At 64.8% G+C, this 11,552-nt stretch carries 24 protein-coding genes; all 24 read left to right on the top strand.

Annotated elements, in window-relative coordinates; all coding sequences use genetic code 11:
• Positions 1 to 142 (top strand): elongation factor Tu (gene tuf, locus NXI30_26790; protein ID MCR9097843.1); only part of this gene is annotated, 142 nt, incomplete at its 5' end.
• An 81-nt stretch (positions 143 to 223) separates the two neighbouring features.
• The gene (rpsJ, locus tag NXI30_26785) at positions 224 to 541 is read left to right on the top strand and encodes a 30S ribosomal protein S10 (protein MCR9097842.1); all 318 of its coding nucleotides are present in this window, start codon (positions 224 to 226) and stop codon (positions 539 to 541) included.
• A 2-nt stretch (positions 542 to 543) separates the two neighbouring features.
• Complete coding sequence (rplD, locus tag NXI30_26780; GenBank protein MCR9097841.1) at positions 544 to 1,191, top strand: 50S ribosomal protein L4; 648 nt, start codon at positions 544 to 546, stop codon at positions 1,189 to 1,191.
• Positions 1,191 to 1,478 (top strand): 50S ribosomal protein L23, encoded by a 288-nt coding sequence (locus NXI30_26775; GenBank protein ID MCR9097840.1) that lies wholly within the window; start codon positions 1,191 to 1,193, stop codon positions 1,476 to 1,478. The genes rplD and NXI30_26775 overlap by 1 nt, the downstream gene beginning before the upstream one ends.
• A 3-nt stretch (positions 1,479 to 1,481) precedes the next feature.
• Complete coding sequence (gene rplB / locus NXI30_26770; GenBank protein ID MCR9097839.1) at positions 1,482 to 2,312, top strand: 50S ribosomal protein L2; 831 nt, start codon at positions 1,482 to 1,484, stop codon at positions 2,310 to 2,312.
• The gene (gene rpsS / locus NXI30_26765; GenBank protein ID MCR9097838.1) at positions 2,312 to 2,587 is read left to right on the top strand and encodes a 30S ribosomal protein S19; all 276 of its coding nucleotides are present in this window, start codon (positions 2,312 to 2,314) and stop codon (positions 2,585 to 2,587) included. Before rplB ends, rpsS begins: the two co-directional genes overlap by 1 nt.
• A complete protein-coding gene (rplV, locus tag NXI30_26760; protein MCR9097837.1) occupies positions 2,587 to 2,946 on the top strand; it encodes a 50S ribosomal protein L22 in 360 nt (119 codons plus the stop codon). Before rpsS ends, rplV begins: the two co-directional genes overlap by 1 nt.
• A gap of 52 nt (positions 2,947 to 2,998) precedes the next feature.
• Complete coding sequence (gene rpsC, locus NXI30_26755; GenBank protein ID MCR9097836.1) at positions 2,999 to 3,679, top strand: 30S ribosomal protein S3; 681 nt, start codon at positions 2,999 to 3,001, stop codon at positions 3,677 to 3,679.
• 134 nt (positions 3,680 to 3,813) lie between these two features.
• Positions 3,814 to 4,224, top strand: coding sequence for a 50S ribosomal protein L16 (gene rplP, locus NXI30_26750; GenBank protein ID MCR9097835.1), 411 nt, complete (start codon positions 3,814 to 3,816; stop codon positions 4,222 to 4,224).
• Positions 4,225 to 4,229: 5 nt separating this feature from the next.
• Positions 4,230 to 4,445: a 50S ribosomal protein L29 gene (gene rpmC, locus NXI30_26745; GenBank protein MCR9097834.1), complete on the top strand. Its 216-nt coding sequence runs from the start codon at positions 4,230 to 4,232 to the stop codon at positions 4,443 to 4,445.
• Between the two features lie 3 nt (positions 4,446 to 4,448).
• A complete protein-coding gene (rpsQ, locus tag NXI30_26740; GenBank protein MCR9097833.1) occupies positions 4,449 to 4,712 on the top strand; it encodes a 30S ribosomal protein S17 in 264 nt (87 codons plus the stop codon).
• Between the two features lie 95 nt (positions 4,713 to 4,807).
• Positions 4,808 to 5,176 carry a 50S ribosomal protein L14 gene (gene rplN / locus NXI30_26735; GenBank protein ID MCR9097832.1) on the top strand — a complete coding sequence of 123 codons (369 nt, stop codon included), beginning with the start codon at positions 4,808 to 4,810 and terminating at the stop codon, positions 5,174 to 5,176.
• Between the two features lies 1 nt (position 5,177).
• Positions 5,178 to 5,738: a 50S ribosomal protein L5 gene (rplE, locus tag NXI30_26730; GenBank protein ID MCR9097831.1), complete on the top strand. Its 561-nt coding sequence runs from the start codon at positions 5,178 to 5,180 to the stop codon at positions 5,736 to 5,738.
• Between the two features lie 38 nt (positions 5,739 to 5,776).
• Complete coding sequence (gene rpsH, locus NXI30_26725; GenBank protein MCR9097830.1) at positions 5,777 to 6,172, top strand: 30S ribosomal protein S8; 396 nt, start codon at positions 5,777 to 5,779, stop codon at positions 6,170 to 6,172.
• 2 nt (positions 6,173 to 6,174) lie between these two features.
• On the top strand, positions 6,175 to 6,711 hold the full coding sequence (gene rplF, locus NXI30_26720; GenBank protein MCR9097829.1) for a 50S ribosomal protein L6: 537 nt from the start codon (positions 6,175 to 6,177) through the stop codon (positions 6,709 to 6,711).
• Positions 6,711 to 7,076: a 50S ribosomal protein L18 gene (gene rplR, locus NXI30_26715; protein ID MCR9097828.1), complete on the top strand. Its 366-nt coding sequence runs from the start codon at positions 6,711 to 6,713 to the stop codon at positions 7,074 to 7,076. The genes rplF and rplR overlap by 1 nt, the downstream gene beginning before the upstream one ends.
• Before the next feature lies 1 nt (position 7,077).
• Positions 7,078 to 7,584, top strand: a complete 507-nt coding sequence (gene rpsE / locus NXI30_26710) for a 30S ribosomal protein S5 (protein MCR9097827.1) — start codon at positions 7,078 to 7,080, stop codon at positions 7,582 to 7,584.
• A gap of 17 nt (positions 7,585 to 7,601) precedes the next feature.
• Positions 7,602 to 7,799 (top strand): 50S ribosomal protein L30, encoded by a 198-nt coding sequence (gene rpmD / locus NXI30_26705; protein ID MCR9097826.1) that lies wholly within the window; start codon positions 7,602 to 7,604, stop codon positions 7,797 to 7,799.
• A gap of 41 nt (positions 7,800 to 7,840) precedes the next feature.
• Positions 7,841 to 8,278 carry a 50S ribosomal protein L15 gene (gene rplO, locus NXI30_26700; GenBank protein ID MCR9097825.1) on the top strand — a complete coding sequence of 146 codons (438 nt, stop codon included), beginning with the start codon at positions 7,841 to 7,843 and terminating at the stop codon, positions 8,276 to 8,278.
• A 1-nt stretch (position 8,279) separates the two neighbouring features.
• Complete coding sequence (secY, locus tag NXI30_26695) at positions 8,280 to 9,587, top strand: preprotein translocase subunit SecY (protein MCR9097824.1); 1,308 nt, start codon at positions 8,280 to 8,282, stop codon at positions 9,585 to 9,587.
• Positions 9,584 to 10,150 carry an adenylate kinase gene (locus NXI30_26690; GenBank protein MCR9097823.1) on the top strand — a complete coding sequence of 189 codons (567 nt, stop codon included), beginning with the start codon at positions 9,584 to 9,586 and terminating at the stop codon, positions 10,148 to 10,150. Before secY ends, NXI30_26690 begins: the two co-directional genes overlap by 4 nt.
• A 58-nt stretch (positions 10,151 to 10,208) precedes the next feature.
• Complete coding sequence (gene map / locus NXI30_26685; protein MCR9097822.1) at positions 10,209 to 10,997, top strand: type I methionyl aminopeptidase; 789 nt, start codon at positions 10,209 to 10,211, stop codon at positions 10,995 to 10,997.
• A gap of 34 nt (positions 10,998 to 11,031) precedes the next feature.
• Entirely contained in the window at positions 11,032 to 11,145 is a 114-nt protein-coding gene (rpmJ, locus tag NXI30_26680; GenBank protein ID MCR9097821.1) for a 50S ribosomal protein L36, read from the top strand.
• A gap of 17 nt (positions 11,146 to 11,162) precedes the next feature.
• Positions 11,163 to 11,540, top strand: coding sequence for a 30S ribosomal protein S13 (gene rpsM, locus NXI30_26675; protein MCR9097820.1), 378 nt, complete (start codon positions 11,163 to 11,165; stop codon positions 11,538 to 11,540).
• Positions 11,541 to 11,552: the final 12 nt, after the last annotated feature.

Below are 11,552 nucleotides of genomic sequence, written 5' to 3'. Positions count from 1 at the left end.
GGAGATGGTGATGCCGGGCGACAACGTCGAGATGACGGTGGAGCTGATCACGCCGATCGCGATGGACAAGGAGCTCCGGTTCGCGATCCGCGAAGGTGGACGAACCGTCGGATCCGGAGTCGTCTCCGAGGTCATCGAGTAAGGGCCCGCCCTTCGTTCAGGGGCGGGCCAGCGCCGCCCGTCCCGCGACTGCACCCCAGACGTCGCACATTGGAGAGATTCCATGGCTGAAGCCACGGCACAGAAGATTCGGATCCGCATGAAGGCCTACGACTACAAGCTGCTCGACCAGAGCGCAGGTGAGATCGTGGACACGGCGGTGCGCACCGGCGCGCGCGTCGCGGGGCCGATTCCGCTTCCGACCAACAAGAACAAGTGGACCGTGCTGAAGGGCCCGCACATCGACAAGAAGTCGCGCGAGCAGTTCGAGCTCCGAACCCACAAGCGCCTGATCGACATCCTCGATCCGACGCCCCAGACCGTCGACGCGCTGATGAAGCTCGAGCTCGCAGCCGGTGTCGACGTGGAGATAAAGCTCTAGTCATGGCCACGATCGACGTCGTCAATACGCAGAACGAGAAGGCCGGCTCGGTCGACCTCTCGGCGGCGGTGTTCGAGACCGAGGTCAAGCCTCATCTCCTGCACGCCGAAGTCCGCCGTCAGCTCGCCGAGCGCCGCGCCGGAACCCACAGCACGAAGAACCGTGCCCTCGTCTCCGGCGGCGGCGCCAAGCCCTACCGCCAGAAGGGCACCGGTCGCGCCCGCCAGGGTACGACCCGCGCGCCTCAGTTCCAGGGCGGCGGTGTCGTGTTCGGCCCGGTGCCGCGCGGCTACTCGCACAAGCTGCCCAAGAAGGTCCGGGGCGCGGCACTCAAGTCCGCGCTCTCCCAGAGCCTGGCGGACTCGAGCCTGACGGTCGTCGACGACCTGCAGGTCGAGGGATACAAGACGAAGGCCGTGGTCGGGATCCTCGGTGCGCTCGGTCTCGAGGGCACGACGCTGATCGTGATCGACGACGCGAACGCGACGGTCGAGGCCTCCGCGCGGAACATTCCGGGCGTGACGGTCGTGCGGGCCGAGGGGCTCAACGTCTACGACGTGCTGCGCCACAAGAACCTGCTCATCACGCAGGCCGCGGTCGCCAAGGTCGAGGCCCGCCTCTCTCCGGCGGGCAAGGGAGATGATGCCTGATGGACCTCCATGAAGTGATTCAGCGACCGATCGTGACGGAGAAGAGCGCCATCGCCCGTGAAGAGGCGAACATCGCGACCTTCCGCGTCGATCCGGCCGCCACCAAGCACGAGATCCGCCGAGCCGTCGAGATGCTCTTCGAGGTGCAGGTCGAGAACGTGCGCACGATGAACCAGCCCGGGAAGAAGAAGCGCGTCGGCAAGAAGATCGGCCGCAAGCCCTCCTGGAAGAAGGCGATCGTCGAGCTGGCCCCCGGCCACACGATCGAATATTTCGAGGGAGTCTGATCCATGCCGGTCAAGAAGTACAAGCCGACTTCGGCAGGCCGCCGCAACATGAGCGTGTCCGACTTCGCGGAGATCACCCGCGGTCGGCCGGAGCGCTCGCTGACCAAGGGCCTCGTCAAGAAGTCCGGCGGCCGCAACAACAACGGGCGAATCACGTCGTATCACCGCGGTGGCGGTGCGCGTCGTCGCTTCCGCTCGATCGACTTCCGTCGCAACAAGATCGACGTGCCGGCCAAGGTCGCCGCGATCGAGTACGACCCGAACCGATCGGCGAACATCGCGTTGCTCCACTACGCGGACGGCGAGAAGCGCTACATCCTGAGCCCCCTCGGCCTCAACGTCGGCGACACGGTGCTGTCCTCGGCGAACGCCGAGATCCACCCGGGCAATGCGATGCCGCTCTCCAAGATCCCGCTCGGTACGCAGCTCCACGCGATCGAGATGAAGCCGGGGAAGGGCGCGCAGCTCGTCCGATCGGCGGGGACCAGCGCGCAGCTCATGGCCCGCGAAGGCAAGATGGCCACGCTCCGTCTGCCCTCCGGCGAGATGCGGATGGTCCACATCGACTGTCTCGCGACGATCGGTGAGGTCGGTAACTCCGAGCACGAGAACCAGCGCATCGGCAAGGCGGGCCGGTCCCGCTGGCTCGGCAAGCGGAGCAACGTTCGCGGCGTCGCGATGAACCCGGTCGACCATCCGATGGGTGGCGGCGAGGGCCGATCTTCGGGTGGACGCCACCCGTGTACGCCCTGGGGCAAGCCCACCAAGGGTGCCAAGACGCGCAAGAACAAGCAGACGGACAAGTACATCGTCAAGCGACGAGGGAAGAAGTAATGGCACGTTCACTTCGCAAGGGGCCGTACGTCGATCCGAGCCTTCAGCGGAAGGTCGACAAGCTGGGATCCGGCGGCGGCAAGGGCGTCATCAAGACGTGGTCGCGCCGCTCGATGATCACCCCGGATTTCGTGGGCCTCACTTTCCACGTTCACAATGGGAAGCTCTTCATGCCCGTCTTCGTGACGGAGAACATGGTGGGGCACCGCCTCGGTGAGTTCGCGCCGACCCGGAAGTTCACGGGCCACGCGAGCGACAAGAAGGTGAAGCGCTGATGGCTGATGCAAACACGGTCAAGGCCTCGCTCAGCAACTACCGCGTGAGCGCGCAGAAGGCGCGGCTCGTGGCGGACCAGATTCGCGGGAAGGGCGTCGAGGAAGCGCTGAACCTCCTCGACCTCTCGCCCAAGCGGATCGCCGCTCCGATCGCGAAGCTCGTCCGTTCCGCCGTGGCGAACGCCGAGCAGAAGAACGAGAACCAGCACGCCGGGATCGAGATCGACGACCTGGTCGTGTCCACGATCTACGTCGACGAAGGCCCGAGCATGTGGCGCATCCGCCCGCGTGCGCAGGGTCGGGCCGCCTGGATCCAGAAGCGCACGGCGACGATCAACGTCGAACTCTCAGAGCGCTGAAAGCAACGCTTTCAGCACGCTGAAGGCTCTCCGAACAGGGAAACAACTAAGCATGGGTCAAAAAGTCCATCCCTACGGCTTCCGGGTCGGCACCCTCTACGGGTGGCAGTCCAACTGGTTCGCCGAGAAGAACTACGCCGAGCAGCTCCACGAAGACGTTCGGATCCGAGAGTTCATCAAGAAGAAGCTCTATCACGCGGGCATCTCGAAGGTCGTCATCGAGCGCACCGGTGACAAGATCGTGATCAACATCCACACCGCGCGCCCCGGCATCCTGATCGGCAAGCGCGGCGCCGAGGTCGACATGCTCCGGAAGGAGCTGAAGGCCTACACGGCGGCGGACGTGTTCATCAACATCAAGGAGATCCGCAAGGCCGAGCTCGACGCGCAGCTCGTCGCCGAGAACATCGCGACCCAGCTCGAGCGCCGCGTCGCGTTCCGGCGGGCCATGAAGAAGGCGATGATCTCGACGATGAAGTTCGGTGCCGAAGGCATCCGGATCCAGTGCTCGGGTCGCCTCGGCGGCGCCGAGATGGGTCGCCGCGAGTGGTACCGCGACGGGCGCGTGCCGCTGCACACGCTCCGCGCCGAGATCGAATACGGCTTCGCCGAAGCGCGCACGACCTACGGCGTGATCGGCGTGAAGTGCTGGATCTTCAAGGGCGAGGTCGGTGACCGTGAGCTCAAGCGCGGTCCGCTCTCGCAGGATCACCGCTCCGAGACGCCTCGATAATCGGGTATCGCGCGCTTCGCGCGCGAACCCTGGAGCTGAAGGCTCCGATTTCCGGATTCGCGCTACCGCGCGAACCCTGGAGCTGAAGGCTCCACCGAGTACGAGCGCTCCCGCGAGGAGCGAAGGAAGAAGAAATGCTTCAACCGAAGAAAGTCAAGCATCGCAAGATGTTCAAGGGCCGCCTCCGCGGGAAGGCCATGCGTGGCAATACGCTCGCCTTCGGGACGTTCGGCCTCCAGGCGATGTCCTCCGGATTCATCACCGCGCGCCAGATCGAGGCCGCACGTATCGCGATGACCCGTCACGCCAAGCGCGGCGGCAAGGTCTGGATCCGGGTCTTCCCCGACAAGCCGACCACGAAGAAGCCCGCCGAAGTCCGAATGGGTAAGGGCAAGGGCAACCTCGAGGCGTGGGTCGCTCCCGTCAAGCGCGGGCGCATGCTCTACGAAATGGAAGGCGTCGATCCCCAGGTCGCGCGAGAGGCGCTTCGCCTCGCCGCGCACAAGCTGCCGGTGCGTACGCGCTTCGTGCAGCGGGAGGGCTGATCGAGATGAAGGCCTCCGAACTACGAGATCTCTCCGAGAACGAACTCGAGCAGAAGGGCAAGGAGCTCCGCGACGAGCTCTTCAGCGCGAAGATCCGACGCGCGACCGAGCAGCTCGAGAACACCGCCGTGCTGGGGCAGCTGAAGAAGGACATCGCGCGAGTCGAGACCCTTCTCACCGAGAAGCGCGCAGTCGGCAACACCCCCGGGCAGGGAGCATAGAGCGTGAGCGAACGAGGAAGTCGAAGAACCCTGATCGGGACCGTGGTCAGCAACAAGATGGACAAGACCGTCGTCGTGCGTGTCGAGCGTCTCGTGCAGGACAAGCGGTACAAGAAGTACATCCGTCGTTATTCGCGCTTCATGGCGCACGACGAGAGCAATGATTGCGCCGAGGGCGACCAGGTTCGGATCATCGAACACCGGCCGCTCTCCAAGCGGAAGCGCTGGAAGGTCCAGGAGACGCTCGAGAAGGCGACGCAGATCTAGCGGCATTTCAGGGGGCTGAGGGCTCCCGCCAGCGAGGTCCCGTCGAACCGGCGAGGCAGGCCGAGTGCCAAGGCAGTCGGCAGAGGAACTGAACAATGATTCAAGCTGAATCCACACTCCAGGTGGCGGACAACTCGGGTGCACGGAAGGTGAAGTGCATCCGGGTGCTCGGCGGCTCGCGCCGTCGTTTCGCCTCCGTGGGCGACATCATCGTGGTGGCGGTCAAGGAAGCCATCCCGAATGCCCGCGTGAAGAAGGGCGAGGTTCGCCGCGCGGTGATCGTGCGGACGAAGAAGGCGATCTCGCGGCCCGACGGGACGCACATCCTCTTCGACGAGAACGCCGCCGTCCTGATCAACAAGGACAAGGAAGTCGTCGGGACCCGTATCTTCGGTCCCGTTGCCCGCGAGCTGCGCGGCGCCGGCTTCATGCGCATCGTTTCGCTTGCGCCGGAGGTGCTCTGACATGTCCGACGAAGTTTCCGGGCAGCCCCGCCTGAAGACCCAGTACGACGAGACGATCCGTCCGAAGCTCCAGGAGGAGTTCGGCTACGGCAACGTCAACCAGATCCCGAAGGTGGAGAAGGTGGTCGTGAACATCGGCCTCGGCGAGGCCACCACGAACCCGAAGCTGCTCGAGCGCGCGATGGAAGAGCTGGCGCAGATCACCGGTCAGAAGCCGGTCATGCGCCGCGCCAAGAAGAGCGTGTCGAACTTCAAGCTTCGCGAAGGCCAGCCCATCGGCTGCAGCGTCACGCTCCGCGGCGCCCGCCAGTGGGAATTCCTGGACCGCCTGCTCAACGTGGCTCTGCCGCGAGTGCGCGACTTCTCCGGCGTGTCGCCGAAGGCCTTCGACGGCCGTGGCAACTACACGCTGGGAGTTCGAGAGCAGACGATCTTTCCGGAAGTGGACTACGACAAGGTCGAGAAGGTGACCGGCATGAACGTCACCCTCGTCACGACCGCAACCACCGATGCCGAGGCGAAGAGTCTTCTGACCCACCTCGGCGTGCCCTTTCGTCAGTAGCCGCAGGCGCTGGCAGTAGAAATTAGGAGACCAACACCATGATGACCGACCCGGTTGGTGACATGTTGGCTCGCATCCGAAACGCGGGCGGCGCGCGACACGCGCAGGTGAGCTGCCCCGCTTCGAAGCTCAAGCTCGCAGTGGCTCAGGTCCTCGCCGACGAGGGTTTCGTCGGCGCCGTCTCGAACGACGGGGACGACAAGAAGCCCACGATGACGATCGACCTCCGGTATCAAGACGACGGCAAGCTCATGATCGAGGGCATGCGGCGCGTCTCGAAGCCGGGGCGTCGGATCTACGTCGGTGCGGGCGAGGTCAAGCAGGTTCGTGCCGGTCTCGGCATGGCCATCCTCTCGACGTCCAAGGGCGTCATCTGTGATCGCGACGCCCGGGCCCAGAAGGTCGGCGGCGAAGTGATCTGCGAGGTCTGGTAGTCATGTCTCGCGTAGGCAATCAACCGATTCCGATCCCGTCCGGCGTGACGGTGAATCTCTCGGACGACGAGATCCAGGTGAAGGGCCCGAAGGGCGAGCTCAGCTGCAAGATCCCGACGGGGATCAAGGTGAAGAGCGAGGATGATCAGCTCTCGTTCGAGCGTCCCGACGACTCCAAGCCCGCTCGGTCCAACCACGGCCTCGTTCGCGCGCTGGCGAACAATCTGGTCGTGGGCGTTTCCGAGGGCTTCGTCAAGCGGCTCGAGATCGAGGGCGTCGGTTATCGCGCCGATGTGAAGGGCAAGGTCCTGAACCTCCTGCTCGGTTTCTCACATCCCGTCGAGATGCCGATCCCCGAGGGCCTCAAGGTCTCCGTCGACCAGAACACCAAGGTCGCGATCGAGGGCGCGGACAAGCAGACCGTCGGCCAGTTCGCTGCCGACGTCCGCGCGCTGCGGCCGCCGGAGCCCTACAAGGGCAAGGGCGTTCGCTACGAGGACGAACACATTCGCCGCAAGGTCGGTAAGGCAGGCGCGTAATGAAGAAGAAGATCCAGGACACCAAGCGCCGGAAGTGGCTGGCGCGCAAGGCTCGGACCCAGACCGGTCTGGCTCGCAGCGAGCGCGTCTCGCTCACGGTCTTCCGCAGCGCGAAGCACACCTACGCGCAGCTGATCGATCCGTCGGGCAAGACCCTCGCCGCGGCGTCGACGCGGGATCGCTCGATCGCGGGCGAGGGCGGGACCGGCAACGTCGAGGCGGCCAAGAAGGTCGGCGAAGCGATCGGCCGGATCGCCAAGGAAAAGTCGATCGACCAGGTCGTCTTCAATCGAAACGGATTCCTCTTCCACGGTCGCATCGCGGCCGTCGCGGAAGGGGCTCGCGAAGCGGGGCTTCAGTTCTGACATGGCATCTGTAATTCAATCGTCGCTCCTCAACGCGAACGACTACGAGCTGAATGATCGGGTCATCCACATCAACCGCGTCTCGAAGGTGGTGAAGGGCGGTCGTCGCTTCAGCTTCTCCGCCCTCGTGGTCGTCGGTGACGGCGCGGGCGTCGTTGGTGTCGGTCTCGGCAAGGCGAGCGAAGTGCCGGAAGCGATCCGCAAGGGCGTGGAGCGCGCACGCAAGTCGCTGATCAAGATCCCGCTGATCGACGGTCGGACGCTGCCCCACGACGTGATCGGAATCTCGGGTGCGGGCCGCGTGCTGATGCAGCCGGCTTCTCCCGGTACGGGGGTGATCGCCGGCGGTCCGGTTCGTGCCGTCGTCGAGTCTGCGGGGGTTTCCGACGTCCTCACGAAGACCCTCGGCACCAAGACGCCGCGCAACGTCGTGAACGCCGTGATGGCCGGGCTCAGCGAGCTCCGCGATCCGGAAGAGCGACTCGCGCAGCTCGGCCGCACGCGTTAGGCGGAAGGGGTAGGACCATGGCCGACGACACATCCGGACAGACGGTGAAGATCCAGCAGGTCAAGAGCGAGATCGGGTACGACCGCAAGCAGCGGGCGACCCTGCGTGGCCTCGGGCTGCGCAAGATCCGCCAGATCCGCGAGCTCGAAGACACTCCCGCCGTTCGCGGGATGATCAACAAGGTGCGCCACCTCGTCGTGGTGCTCGAGGACTAATCCCTCAGGAATCCGACTTCCTCGGGAATCAGGAAATCAGCATGCTGAACGAACTCTCTCCCAATCGTGGATCGCGCAGCCCGCGCAAGCGCGTCGGTCGGGGCCCCGGCTCCGGCAAGGGCAAGACCTGCGGCACGGGCGTGAAGGGCCAGGGCACGCGCAGCGGCAAGAAGATCAAGCCGTGGTTCGAGGGCGGGCAGATGCCCCTCTACCAGCGCGTTCCGAAGAAGGGCTTCCAGAACCGCTTCCGGGTCGAAAACGACGTCGTGAACCTCGCGGCGCTCGCGGTCTTCGGTGACAACGCCGAGGTCGACGTGAAGGCGATGGTCGACAAGGGCCTCGTCCGCGGATCCGGCAAGCCGGTCAAGGTGCTCGCCGAGGGCGACGCGCCGAAGGGCCTCAAGCTCTCCGTCAACAAGATCAGCGCAGCAGCAGCGGCCAAGATCGAGGCCGCTGGCGGAAGCGTGGAGAAGATCTGAAGTGATCGAGGCGCTCCAGAACGTCTTCCGAATCGAAGAGCTGCGCCGCCGCATCTTCTTCACGGCGGCCATGCTGGCCGTCTACCGGGTGGGGTGCATCGTCGTCACGCCCGGCATCAACGGAAACGTCATCCGGAACTTCTTCACGCAGATGGAGGGGACGATGTTCGGCCTGCTGAACGTCTTCTCCGGTGGCGCGATGGAGCAGCTCTCGATCTTCGCTCTGGGCATCATGCCCTACATCTCCGCGAGCATCATCTTCCAGCTCCTGACGGTGGTGATTCCCGCCCTCGAGCGCCTGAAGAAGGAAGGCAGCGAAGGCCAGAAGCGGATCACGCAGTGGACCCGCTACGCCACGATCGCGCTCGCGCTCTTCCAGAGCTTTCTCATGTCGATCGCCCTCGAGAACGGGCAGTTCGGTCAGGGCGCGGTCCTCGAGCCCGGCTGGGGCTTCCGGCTCACCACGATGATCACGTTGACCGCGGGCACCGCGTTCATCATGTGGCTCGGTGAGCAGGTGACCGAACGCGGGATCGGCAACGGCATCTCGCTGATCATCTTCTCGGGCATCGTCGTCGGCCTCCCGTCCGGTGTCTCGAACGTCTTCGACCTCGTTCGAACGGGGGAGTTCGAGATCCTGAACGTGATCTTCCTCGGCGCCGTCGTCATCGCCGCGATCGCCTTCGTGGTCTTCGTCGAGCGCGGGCAGCGGCGGATCCCCATCCAGCACGCGCGTCGGGGTGGCAACACGGGCCAGGCGGCGGCGATGAGCTACTTCCCGCTCCGCGTGAACACCGCGGGCGTGATCCCGCCGATCTTCGCCTCCTCGCTGTTGATGCTCCCGCTGACCGTCCGGCAGTACACCGAGAGCCCGACCGTCCAGCGCTTCATCGACGACTGGATGAACCCGGGCGCGATCTCCTACAACGTCGTCTACGTCGCGCTGATCATCTTCTTCTGCTTCTTCTACACGTCGATCATGATCAACCCCGACGACGTGTCCGAGAACATCAAGCGCTCGGGCGGCTACATCCCCGGTGTTCGGCCCGGACGCAAGACCGCGGACTACATCGACGCCGTGCTGTCGCGCCTCACCCTGGTCGGGGCGATCTACGTCGCGGCGATCTGTGTCCTGCCGGTGATCCTGTCCCAGGAGATGGGCGTGCCCTTCTACTTCGGGGGCACGGCGCTGCTGATCGCGGTGAGCGTGTCGCTCGACACGGTGGGCCAGATCGAGGCGCATCTCGTCTCGCGTCGGTACGAAGGATTCAGCGGCACGGGCCGCGTTCGAGGGAGACTCGGAAGATGAGTCGAATGATCCTGCTGGGGCCTCCCGGAGCAGGGAAGGGCACCCAGGCGACGAGCCTGATCGACCGGCTGGGGATCCCCCACGTGTCGACCGGCGACATGCTTCGCGCTGCCGTCAAGGCGGAGACGCCGGTCGGTCTCCAGGCCAAGGCCGTGATGGAGTCGGGCGAGCTCGTCTCGGACGAGATCGTCATCGGCATCGCCGAAGAGCGCCTCTCGGAAGACGACGCCAAGAAGGGCTTCCTGCTCGACGGTTTCCCGCGCACGATCGCCCAGGCGGAGGCGCTCGAGGGGCTGCTCGCGAAACTCGGCGTCGAGCTCGACTGCTGTCTGGCGCTGACCGTGGACAACGACGCGATTGTCGAGCGACTCCTCAAGCGAGCCGAGATCGAGGGTCGCGCCGACGACAACGAAGCGACGATCCGGGAGCGGATGCGGGAGTACGACGCGAAGACCGCGCCGCTGCTGGACTTCTACAGGAGCCGGGATCGCCTCGTCGAGGTGGACGGCATGGGCACCATCGAAGAGGTGGGAGAGAGGATCAAGCAAGCACTCGACAAGTGAACGAGGTCGGAGAGGGAGCGGCCCGCGGTCGCTGCCCGTCGCATCTCGGGGGTGGAAAGTGAGTTTCGCCGAGCGGATTGCCATCAAGAGCCGGCGCGAGATCGAGCAGATGAGGGAAGTCGGCCAGAAGACGGCCGAGATCCTCCTCGAAATCCGGGACCGGGCCCAGCCGGGCGTCACGACCGGGGAGCTCGACCAGATCGCGGCCAGGGCCCTGGAAAAGAGGGGGTTGCAGTCCCCATTTCTGGGGTATGCTCCCGGGGGGGTAGCGCCCTACCCAGCGGTCCTCTGCGCGTCCGTCAACGACGAGATCGTGCACGGCATTCCAGGACCACGCGAGCTCCGCGAGGGCGACATCATCAGCCTCGATTTCGGTGTGGAACACCGCGGTTGGCACGGCGACACGGCCGTGACGATCGCGATCGGTGACGTCGACCCCGAGGCCGAGAAGCTGATGGCCACGACAGAAGAGTCGATGAATCTCGGCATCGAGAAGATGGTGCCGGGGAATCGACTGTCGGACATCGGTCACGCGATCGAGAAGCGAGCGTTGAAAGAAGGGTACGGAGTCGTTCACCAGTTCGTGGGACACGGGATCGGTCGCGAGATGCACGAACCGCCCCAGGTTCCCAATTACGGAAGGCCCGGTCGCGGGCCCCGGCTGCGCGCCGGGATGGTCTTCGCGATCGAGCCCATGGTGAACATCGGAAGCGACAAGGTGAGGGTGCTCGACGACGACTGGACGGCGGTGACCGTCGACGGCTCCCTCTCAGCACATTACGAGCACACGGTGCTCATCACGGACGACGGTCCGGAAGTATTGACGAGGATCCCGGGATCGCACTAGTCGGGCCGGGTGACGCGATGAATAGGAAGAAACGATGAAGGTTCGAGCTTCGGTTCGGAAGATGTGTGACAAGTGCCGCGTGATTCGTCGGCGGGGGATCGTTCGCGTGATCTGCGACAACCCCAAGCACAAGCAGCGACAAGGCTGAGGAGCCAGGAGTAGTCAATGGCACGCATTGCAGGCGTCGATCTCCCGCGAAACAAGCGGATCGAAATCTCGCTCACGTACATCTACGGCGTCGGTCGAAAGACCGCCCTCGATATCTGCGAAGCCGCGGGAATCGAGCCCGGCTCGAAGACCGAGCTCCTCTCGGAAGCCGAGACGATCAAGCTCCGCGAGATCATCGAGAGCAACTACAAGGTCGAGGGTGACCTCCGCCGCGAAGTGAACCAGAACATCAAGATGCTGATGGACATCGGCTGCTACCGCGGGCTTCGACACCGCCGTGGGCTTCCTGTTCGTGGTCAGCGAACGCATACGAACGCGCGCACGCGCAAGGGCCCGGCCAAGACGATCGCCGGCAAGAAGATCGCCAAGAAGTAGCCGGAGCCTGCC

The organism is bacterium, from assembly GCA_024742285.1.
Classification (GTDB): Bacteria; Myxococcota_A; UBA9160; order UBA9160; family UBA4427; genus UBA4427.
Note: the sequence above shows the minus strand (reverse complement) of the source record. Positions and strands in the feature narration are given on the sequence as shown.

Coding starts and splice junctions, on each gene's coding strand:
- rpsJ (MCR9097842.1), top strand. CDS start 224: ATGGCTGAAGCCACGGCACAGAAGATTCGGATCCGCATGAAGGCCTAC.
- rplD (MCR9097841.1), top strand. CDS start 544: ATGGCCACGATCGACGTCGTCAATACGCAGAACGAGAAGGCCGGCTCG.
- NXI30_26775 (MCR9097840.1), top strand. CDS start 1,191: ATGGACCTCCATGAAGTGATTCAGCGACCGATCGTGACGGAGAAGAGC.
- rplB (MCR9097839.1), top strand. CDS start 1,482: ATGCCGGTCAAGAAGTACAAGCCGACTTCGGCAGGCCGCCGCAACATG.
- rpsS (MCR9097838.1), top strand. CDS start 2,312: ATGGCACGTTCACTTCGCAAGGGGCCGTACGTCGATCCGAGCCTTCAG.
- rplV (MCR9097837.1), top strand. CDS start 2,587: ATGGCTGATGCAAACACGGTCAAGGCCTCGCTCAGCAACTACCGCGTG.
- rpsC (MCR9097836.1), top strand. CDS start 2,999: ATGGGTCAAAAAGTCCATCCCTACGGCTTCCGGGTCGGCACCCTCTAC.
- rplP (MCR9097835.1), top strand. CDS start 3,814: ATGCTTCAACCGAAGAAAGTCAAGCATCGCAAGATGTTCAAGGGCCGC.
- rpmC (MCR9097834.1), top strand. CDS start 4,230: ATGAAGGCCTCCGAACTACGAGATCTCTCCGAGAACGAACTCGAGCAG.
- rplN (MCR9097832.1), top strand. CDS start 4,808: ATGATTCAAGCTGAATCCACACTCCAGGTGGCGGACAACTCGGGTGCA.
- rplE (MCR9097831.1), top strand. CDS start 5,178: ATGTCCGACGAAGTTTCCGGGCAGCCCCGCCTGAAGACCCAGTACGAC.
- rpsH (MCR9097830.1), top strand. CDS start 5,777: ATGATGACCGACCCGGTTGGTGACATGTTGGCTCGCATCCGAAACGCG.
- rplF (MCR9097829.1), top strand. CDS start 6,175: ATGTCTCGCGTAGGCAATCAACCGATTCCGATCCCGTCCGGCGTGACG.
- rplR (MCR9097828.1), top strand. CDS start 6,711: ATGAAGAAGAAGATCCAGGACACCAAGCGCCGGAAGTGGCTGGCGCGC.
- rpsE (MCR9097827.1), top strand. CDS start 7,078: ATGGCATCTGTAATTCAATCGTCGCTCCTCAACGCGAACGACTACGAG.
- rpmD (MCR9097826.1), top strand. CDS start 7,602: ATGGCCGACGACACATCCGGACAGACGGTGAAGATCCAGCAGGTCAAG.
- rplO (MCR9097825.1), top strand. CDS start 7,841: ATGCTGAACGAACTCTCTCCCAATCGTGGATCGCGCAGCCCGCGCAAG.
- NXI30_26690 (MCR9097823.1), top strand. CDS start 9,584: ATGAGTCGAATGATCCTGCTGGGGCCTCCCGGAGCAGGGAAGGGCACC.
- rpmJ (MCR9097821.1), top strand. CDS start 11,032: ATGAAGGTTCGAGCTTCGGTTCGGAAGATGTGTGACAAGTGCCGCGTG.
- rpsM (MCR9097820.1), top strand. CDS start 11,163: ATGGCACGCATTGCAGGCGTCGATCTCCCGCGAAACAAGCGGATCGAA.